The sequence below is a fragment of the Nostoc sp. FACHB-888 genome, assembly GCF_014696655.1.
In the GTDB taxonomy this organism is placed as follows: Bacteria; Cyanobacteriota; Cyanobacteriia; order Cyanobacteriales; family Nostocaceae; genus Nostoc.
On sequence record NZ_JACJQM010000183.1, the window covers coordinates 1 to 8,323 of the forward strand.

General features: G+C 35.3%; 8 protein-coding genes. 2 read left to right on the forward strand and 6 right to left on the reverse strand.

All coding sequences use genetic code 11. The features are described from left to right. Nucleotides 1-81: 81 nt before the first annotated feature. The 4 genes from H6G26_RS35685 to H6G26_RS35705 form a co-directional block, all read right to left on the reverse strand. On the reverse strand, nt 82-888 hold the full coding sequence (locus H6G26_RS35685) for a P-loop NTPase fold protein (protein WP_190736039.1): 807 nt from the start codon (nt 886-888) through the stop codon (nt 82-84). Between the two features lie 1,198 nt (nt 889-2,086). After that, the gene (locus H6G26_RS35695) at nt 2,087-2,575 is read right to left on the reverse strand and encodes a hypothetical protein (protein WP_190736041.1); all 489 of its coding nucleotides are present in this window, start codon (nt 2,573-2,575) and stop codon (nt 2,087-2,089) included. 456 nt (nt 2,576-3,031) lie between these two features. Further along, entirely contained in the window at nt 3,032-4,711 is a 1,680-nt protein-coding gene (locus H6G26_RS35700; protein ID WP_242054157.1) for a pentapeptide repeat-containing protein, read from the reverse strand. Nucleotides 4,712-5,425: 714 nt separating this feature from the next. Continuing rightward, nucleotides 5,426-5,692 carry a hypothetical protein gene (locus H6G26_RS35705; RefSeq protein WP_347242566.1) on the reverse strand — a complete coding sequence of 89 codons (267 nt, stop codon included), beginning with the start codon at nt 5,690-5,692 and terminating at the stop codon, nt 5,426-5,428. Nucleotides 5,693-5,911: 219 nt separating this feature from the next. Here H6G26_RS35705 and H6G26_RS35710 point away from each other — a divergent pair, with 219 nt between their 5' ends. Further along, nucleotides 5,912-6,349, forward strand: a complete 438-nt coding sequence (locus H6G26_RS35710; RefSeq protein WP_190736043.1) for a hypothetical protein — start codon at nt 5,912-5,914, stop codon at nt 6,347-6,349. 93 nt (nt 6,350-6,442) lie between these two features. On the opposite strand, the gene H6G26_RS35715 is transcribed toward H6G26_RS35710, so the two are convergent. Together H6G26_RS35715 and H6G26_RS35720 are read right to left on the reverse strand one after the other, a co-directional pair. After that, nucleotides 6,443-6,754, reverse strand: coding sequence for a YciI family protein (locus H6G26_RS35715; RefSeq protein ID WP_190736046.1), 312 nt, complete (start codon nt 6,752-6,754; stop codon nt 6,443-6,445). Nucleotides 6,755-6,875: 121 nt separating this feature from the next. After that, nucleotides 6,876-7,259: a hypothetical protein gene (locus H6G26_RS35720; RefSeq protein WP_190736048.1), complete on the reverse strand. Its 384-nt coding sequence runs from the start codon at nt 7,257-7,259 to the stop codon at nt 6,876-6,878. A 238-nt stretch (nt 7,260-7,497) separates the two neighbouring features. Here H6G26_RS35720 and H6G26_RS35725 point away from each other — a divergent pair, with 238 nt between their 5' ends. After that, nucleotides 7,498-7,734 (forward strand): hypothetical protein, encoded by a 237-nt coding sequence (locus H6G26_RS35725; RefSeq protein ID WP_104899511.1) that lies wholly within the window; start codon nt 7,498-7,500, stop codon nt 7,732-7,734. The last annotated feature ends 589 nt before the right edge of the window (nt 7,735-8,323 follow it).

Consider the following 8,323-nt stretch of genomic DNA (forward strand, 5'->3'; position numbering starts at 1 on the left):
CTTTGAGCCTTGGAAAATAAATCAAGCCAGAAATACTGATTTTTTCGTTGATTCTCAATTTCAGTAGTCACTACGTATACTTTAGATGCGTTCGCCCTGCTCTAAGGACTGATGCAACAATTCTGGCTCATACCCCTTTAACAAAGGTTCAAGTTGGTTAGATAACCTAAGAATTTTTCTAATAATTCTGATATTGTTTATTCTTAGATTTTTAGAAAATTCTTTAATTTTCGATGAATAATAACACTCCGAAGGAATAGCTATTTCTGAACATTCTTCTGGTGTTGGATCAAACAGTAGCTCTATATCGATAACTTTTTCTCGATATGTCTTCAATGCCTCATCTTCATTATTACTCAATGATTCATCGTTCAATATAATAGCAATCTTACAATCCTTTTCTTCTTTTAATACCGAAATAAAACCCAATAAATCACGAATTTTTAACCCATCTCCTTTTCGTTCAACATCATCAATACAAATAAGTACTTTGTTAAGAGATAAAAAAGCAATACTATCTACAAATAAAGACAAATTTGCATTTTTAAAATAAGGTAGGCTAGGAATAAACTTTAAAAGATTCCTGCCAATAGTTAAGCTTTCTATACTTTTTATAAAGGTTTCAATGCTTGGTTTCAAACCAATTGAATCAGTATCTATTACCTGTTCAAATATTCTAAGTTTCAGACTGTCTAATGAGTTACAGCCAAATAATGATACGTATGCATATCGTCTTAAAGTAATTCTTCTCTCTTTTTTAGCATCTTCAAGAAATTTATTCCAGGCAAATGTTTTGCCAACACCCCATTTACCTCGGACTGCTAATACTTCCGGCGTTTCATTGATCAAGAATTTATTGATCTGATTCCTCACTAGCTCAATAGACATTTTATACTTCCGTTCATGTATACATCACTACTTATCATCTAGGAATATTATAATCAAAAAATCTACTGTATTCAAAATCAGGGCGAACGCACGGTATTTCTGAAACCCTTGCTAGATAAGGATCTTGACGAAAAAATAGGCTAAATTTAAAAACGCTGAAACCCTTGCTATTAAAGGATTTTTATACTTTAGATGCGTTTGCCCTATATTCAAAATTACAAGGATGTGTAAGCTACAATATATTCACATTCTGAACATTAGGATTTATGATGTTCTAGGCTTTATAGTTTTCAATTGCATTATTAATACCAGTTTGGAAAAAGAATGCAACAAATAAATCATCTGTAGAGACGCGATGAATAGCGTCTTGACCCAAATATGTGTTGCAATCATTAATTGAATTGGTATAATATCTCCTCCCGCATCTGCCAAATTTTGCCTTTTAGTTTTCAGGGTATATCCATTTCAATCAGGACTTATTTAATCCCCGTATTCTTTCTCAATCAAACTCAACAGCTTCTCTTCAAGCGCAGTTAAATACGGTCGCTTCAGTTCCCCCAGATTCTTCAGCACAGCATGGGCAGCCTCTTCCAATCTCTCGTTTTCCTGTATAACCTACTGATGCAATTGCTGATTAACTGCATCTGCTGATGTGACTTGAAGAAGATTTTGGACAGGTTGTCCAAATTTACCTTCCAAAAGTGCATGTCCAAGTTTACCTGACAAAAACATCCAAAAAATAACATAAAGGAAAGCTAAACGGCTCCAACTATCTCTCTGTATACAAGATAAAGGTTTTGCTCCCTAGCGATGCCTTCGGCGGCAAGCTACGCAACGTTAGTAAGTTATCTCAGTTAAACGGAAAAGTTGGCTAGGAGTAGTATTTATATGGATTTGCGTCCATGTTTTTCTCCCATTTTTGTTACTACATCCAAAAAAAGCGATCGCTTAATTAATGCCTTAACGAAGTTTTAGGTATTTCAGCTTACAACTTGTCCAACTTCTCCTTCCAAAAGCTGTCCAAAATTTTTTTAAAGTCACAAGTATCGAGGGATTGCGACGCACTATGATAAACGCGCTACCAATTTTCTGGGTGCAATTTATCTTGTTGCTTCTGTTATTTGGCTTAATTGATGACACGCCCTAGAACAGGTTTATTTAAAACTCTTATGGCTTTGCTATTAGCTTTAAATTAAATTTAACCATGTAATCTTTTATCTTCTGAGGCTAATTTAATTATACGATTTAATAATCCTTCTGTTGCTGCAAAATATTCACCATGAAAGCTTGCTTTAATATCTAGTCCCATATTATTATAGTTTTTAAATAAACTACTCCAATCTCGACTAGAAAATAAAGCAACTTCTTCAGGTAAATTTAAAAATCCTTTATTATATTTTTTTGAGTAATATATTAATAAAATATTTAACCATCTGACAGCCTCAGCAAATTCCTGTGGATTCATTGAAGTGTTGGCGTGCAGAATTGTAAGGGAACCAATACAATTACTATAAATTTCCTGTAGTTTTTCTCTAACCCATTGTTCTCTTTCCCTATCCCTTTGAGAACGGATAGTAATTATAGTTGTAACTAGGGCTGACAGACTGCCGACAAAAGCTGAAATAGTACCAACAATAATACCAAGGAATACAGGATATTTTGTTAGAACACTAAATAATTCTGGCATGATTTAATTTATTTTTAATATGTATAATTAGACGGTTTACATAAATCATAATGATAACTGTCTAATAGATAAGGTTGTCCAAAAGCAACCTAACTCTGACTTCATCTCCCCTGCAATCATCCTTTAACTTTAAGGGCAAATGCCTGTGTATCCACAGTACGCAGTAGCAAAAACTAAATGTGTTAATACATCCTACACTAGGGATAGTGTAATGCAATAGATTTAACAGACTTAGCCCTTCATCTTATCAATGTTATATATCTGTTCCACATCTTTGACGTGACTTTATGCAAATTAATTAGTAAGCTACAGCTTTAGATTAAGGTTTTCTCAAGGGATTGAGAAAGTTATTCGTACTTTTAGAAATATATTATCGTCCATGTATAGAACATATTATTGTTACTAGGCGATAGGCTATAATAAGCAGATAAATTAATACTTGAAATCTGCAACGCTCTATTTAAGCCATTTCTCGCTCCATTCTTTTTTAATTTCATAACCATTATTATTAAGATGATTTAATTCTAACAATCCACCTTCTACTTTATAACAATACGCACCTTTTTTAAACCCACAAAGGTCTATAGCTCCATAACCTGTTTTTATATCCGGTGTAGGAAGCATCTTTGTTCCTAAGTGATAATAAGGTTTACCTTCCCATTCACCAGTTCCAAACCATATTACCTCTTTATTTAATGGAAGAACACAACGTATACCCCAGTCTCTTGAATTAGGTTTTTCAATTCTTCTTTTGGTTAGAATAGGATATACTTTGTACTTTTGAAAATTTTTTCCGCATTTAAATCTATTTGTTGGCTGACCTAATGGAAAATATTTAATTTCAGAATTCGATGGGGCTAAAGTCCACTTTTCCATTAGTCCTTTTTCGTCTTTAGTTTGAAATTCTAATATAGAATCTTCTTTTTTATTAATTATAGTAATTTGCATTTTTTTATTCAAAAGGCGATTTTTTGGGTTATAATCATCGAGGTCAAAAATATTAGTAACGCTTGAATTTGGATTTTCGTATGAGCTTTCTCCAATATGACGATATTCTTGATTATTCATTCTGCCTTCACCATACCATACAAGTCTAAAGCTTTTATTTCCTAGCTTTTTATCTCTAACTGTGTTTATTTTAAGAAGACAACGTATACCAGTAACTTGATTGTTGTTCAAAGTTTGAACAGAATAAGTATAAATATGCGGCCCACAGATAGAGCCTTTTTTCATTGATTTTTCATATACTTTCCTATTTTTTACACTTACATTGTTAAACTCAGCTTCAGAAATATTAGATTCCAATAGTTTAACTTTTGACAAATTTGTATTTCCATAAATTTTAGTTTTCCTTAAATTAGCACCTATTAAATCAGCATTTTCTAAATCAGCATTTTCCAAATTAGCATTTTCTAAATTTACTCCTACCAAATTAGCTCTATTTAAATCACTATCTTTTAGATTAGCTTCTATTAAGGTAGCTTCTCTTAAGCGAGCTTCAGTTAAATCCGTCTTCTCTAGTTTGGCTTTTTGAAGATCAGCATATCTTAAGGAAGCTTGTGATAGGCGAGTCCTTCTTAAATCTGCACCTGAGAGATCCGCGCTTGAGAGGTTAGCACCTGAAAGGTCAGCACCTGAGAGGTCAGCATCTGAGAGGTCAGCACCTGAGAGGTCAGCACCTGAGAGGTCTACTCTTGGCAGCTTAACTTTTACTAGATTAGCCTTGCTTAAAGATATAATTGGCTTGTTTTTACTACTTGAAGGAGAAAAATTTCTATTATTAATTAGATTCGCCTCTATTAAGAAAAATAATAAAATCCTTTTATTATCTTCATCTAACTGTTCTAACGTATTTATTGTTTTAACACGAGCTAAATTTTGAACTTCTTCATTCTTGCGTAGAGGATTTTTGTCTTGAATTAACAGTTGTTTCATATAATCTATATATTTTGTAAGTTCTTCCTTTTGATAACGTTTATTTGACTCTTCCTGCTGAAAGTAAATAGTTTGAAAAGCAGCTATAACCGTTAATACTGCAATTAATTGAGGGATAAAATCCCAAAGTGTTTTATCCTTAAGTCCACTCAATTTAAAAATCAGACTAAAAGTTGACTTAAGCCTTTGTTGCAATTTCATTGTCATAACTCCATTATTTGCTGTGTTTCTATTAAAAAATGAATTTTTATCTCTACACTTTTCATTTAATAACACTCTTGTGTCAGATTGGGAGAACTAATCGCTAAAAGCCCTTTAGAGCTTTGGTTTTCAGTTTTTTACTAGAAACAAACATTAGTTTATATTAGAAAATAAAGCTTCAAAGCTTTGTTGGTTAACAGTTTCACAATCTAGCTTCGACAATTGTTTTCCAATAGGGGCAGAAGATGGATAAAATTAAAGTTCTTACACTAAGTAGAACTATAGGAAAAAAGTAAACTATGTAAATAAAAATGAACTAGATTAAAATCCTCTTTACCCTACCTCCCACTTTTGTTTAACAATAAATGTTTACGCTGACACACTTACACAGCTTTTATATTTCAATACATTCTGTCTATAACAGAGCAGTAAATAGCAAAAAATGAAGCAACATAAAACTAGTCATTTATTGTTGCAAGAATAATTATGGCTTAACTGCTAAATTTAGCTACAAGCGTACAAAGCCATATTCCAGATTGATATTAGCAATACCAGTAGATTTACGATAGCAGTTAAGCTTGATAAAATCTGAACTCTTGAAGCAATAGTTGTTGCATCCTTGTCCAGCCTTGAATCCAGCACTTAAAATAATTTTAAAAAATATTTATCATTTTCAAATAAAAATATACTTTATTGCCAAAATTGCTTAATTGCTTATCCTTCTTGCCTAGCTTCTGGCTCCAAAATAGTCAACAATTTATCCTCCAACGCAGTCAAATAACCACGATTCAGCTTCCCCAGCGACTCCAGAAACTTCTGAACCGACTCCTCCAGCTCACTCGAATACACCCGACTGATGCAATCGCAAATCACCTGCATCTGCTCACACTCGGCAGGCAGGTAATTGTAAGATTTGAGGTGTTGCAACCCAATGGTGTACTCGCCATCCCACATTTTCACCGTGCAACTAAAGTCATTCACTGCGCTGACAATCGCCCAGCACCCAGCCTTGCCTCTCAGTTTGGGATTATCCTTGACTATGATTTAGCAGACAGAAACTCACCTTAATCTCAGTAGGAGCTTGCTTGGCTAGCAGTTAGCAATCTTGAGACTCTTATACTGAATAATAAGTAAATAAATATACTGATGTATTATTGCAAATTGAGATAGTAAAGTATTTAATAGATTAAAACAAAGCTAATGAAAAAATTATTTGTAACTATTAATATTTTGGCGTTTTTATTACCTTTAACTGCTGTAGCTAATAATATAAATGACGATTTGTCATTCTTCGGGAGCAATAACAATTTGATTATCGCACTGGATAACAAAACTAATACTGCATGTTCTTTCAATACAAAGACTAATTCAGTCGTTAAAATGTCTGGCGTTAAGTTTACTAATACCCGAATGGTCGGGGCTTCTTACTGGTGGGGAAAACTAGGCGGCAACTTGAACCATTTCCTTGATCCTAAAACATTAAAGATTAGCGAAATTAAAGGTAAATGGAGCGACAAGAACGTAATGTTAATCAAGGTACAACATTACAAAGACTACGGTACTTACACTGAAAGCCTCGGTGCAACCTGTGTAAAAGAAGGAGGGTTAAACGAAGTAGCTAAGAAGATGAGAAGGTAACTTAGCTTATATTTAATCTCAATTATCAGAATTTTCTACTGGGCGTTTATCTGCTTATGTCCAAATAATTTAGCAGTTGTTGCTTCTACTTATTCACACGGGAGCAAAACGATCCCGTCCAATGTGAACTTCCCACTCCACAACTCTAGCAGAGTCCGCCAGCATACCATCTCGCACACGAGGACTGCTGTTTACAACAGGTTGAGCCTGTTCAAGATTCTCTGCCTGGATTACCCAAAGCCCAGTTCCATCATGGGGAAAAAACGGCCCACAGCACAGTAGTGTTCCTTTCTCGTATTGCTCATTAAACCAAGCGAGTTGATTTTGGTCATGCTCTGGATGAGCCGATTTATAGTCGTAATACTCTGGAACGGTTGCAACCACAACGGCAAAAAGTTTAGACATAATGCTCTAGCTGGTGATTTGAGATGATTTTCAGATTGTATGACCCAAGAAATACTTCTGTGTTATGAAATAGCGACTGTATGAACGCTAGTGTAGGTTCAAAGATCCGGTTAACTCTGCCCTAATATACAATCCCATATTCTTGTTCAATAAAACCTAATAGGTTTTCCTCAAACTCAGTCAAATACGGACGTTTCAACTCTCCTAAACACTTCAAAACTGCCTCTGCTGGTGCTTCTAGCTTGCCACTGTCCCGTAGCCGATTAATGCGATCGCTAATCTCCTGAACCTGCTGACATTCCGACTCTAGGTAGTTCAGTGGCTTCAAGTGGTTGATCCTGACCGTGTATTCTCCATCCCACATTGTGACTGTGCAACTGAATTCGCCTACATGGTTGACTATGCCCCAGCATCCACCTTTACCTCTGAGTTCTGGGTTATCTTTTGCAAGGATTTGGCAGACTTCGCCGATTTGGTACGTATTGGGTACTTGGGTGCGTTCCATAATTATTTGTTGCACCCATATTTAGCAATGCGATAAGTGGTACTTTACCATCTACTCGTTGTACACCGTCTGCTAAACCTCTTGTTTTCGTCCAGATCACATTAATTAGGTTTAGCTTTACATTTACTAATCCTTTAGTAGAAGTATATTCTCTAGCAAAACTTTTCTTAAGAAAGAGGTATTAATTAAAAACTTTATTAACAATTGTAAACATAGCTCAAAAAATCAACAAAAATCTATGCAATCACCAGAAGCTGAAACAACAAAATTCGAGAGTAAAGCTCCTTTGTCAAAGGATACTACTTCCCCTATTCAGCCCGAATCAAAAACTGAGCCATTAACTCAGGTACAAGCAGATAGCGTGCTTACCCGCGAACAATTGCCTAATAAGGGATTTCGTATTGCCCTCACCCTGGTTACTAGCGTGATTATTCTAAGCGTCGTCGCTATTTACTTCGGCATTATTCATCCTTAGTACATTGTTACAAAACCGAATGGCACGCCCCTTAAAGCTAAATCGAATATAAGAGCTATGGGTGTGGGGTTTAGTAATAAAGGAATTTATTAAGGTTGCACTTAATTTTGGCTTTTCTGATTTTTTTTCCTACACCCTGCACCCAACCGTCTACACCCAGCCACAGCAAGAGTTTCACGTTTTCAAGCGGGATATAGCTTTTCGCTCTAATAAAAGGTGATTGCTCTGTTTTGGCTGATTAGCCCAGAGATTTCAACAGCTGTTGGGGTGACAGCTTCAGAATTATCATTTTTTCGCTCCTAATAACTGCAATATCTCCTTCACTGCCGTTTTTTCCCACTCCATCTCCTAAATCCGCTTCAGTAACCGCTTGGGAATGTACTTCCACGACTCGACCAAGCGATTGCCCTGACTCTAAAATTCATAATGATAGTACGCCTGTGAGTAATCCTTGCCATTCCTAATAATCATTCACCAATGAATACTGCCGTTACCTTCCCCCTTCTACTGTCGTATTTTACTAGGGTTTACTGCGATACTCAACAGCGATAATATCGATACAGTTGGACGGTTGACGGTTTCAGCTTAA

What these genes read in the sequence shown, in the direction of transcription:
- H6G26_RS35695 (WP_190736041.1), bottom strand. Translation starts at nt 2,575, where the DNA reads ATGCCAGAATTATTTAGTGTTCTAACAAAATATCCTGTATTCCTTGGT.
- H6G26_RS35725 (WP_104899511.1), top strand. Translation starts at nt 7,498, where the DNA reads ATGCAATCACCAGAAGCTGAAACAACAAAATTCGAGAGTAAAGCTCCT.
- H6G26_RS35685 (WP_190736039.1), bottom strand. Translation starts at nt 888, where the DNA reads ATGTCTATTGAGCTAGTGAGGAATCAGATCAATAAATTCTTGATCAAT.
- H6G26_RS35715 (WP_190736046.1), bottom strand. Translation starts at nt 6,754, where the DNA reads ATGTCTAAACTTTTTGCCGTTGTGGTTGCAACCGTTCCAGAGTATTAC.
- H6G26_RS35700 (WP_242054157.1), bottom strand. Translation starts at nt 4,711, where the DNA reads ATGAAATTGCAACAAAGGCTTAAGTCAACTTTTAGTCTGATTTTTAAA.
- H6G26_RS35720 (WP_190736048.1), bottom strand. Translation starts at nt 7,259, where the DNA reads ATGGAACGCACCCAAGTACCCAATACGTACCAAATCGGCGAAGTCTGC.
- H6G26_RS35710 (WP_190736043.1), top strand. Translation starts at nt 5,912, where the DNA reads ATGAAAAAATTATTTGTAACTATTAATATTTTGGCGTTTTTATTACCT.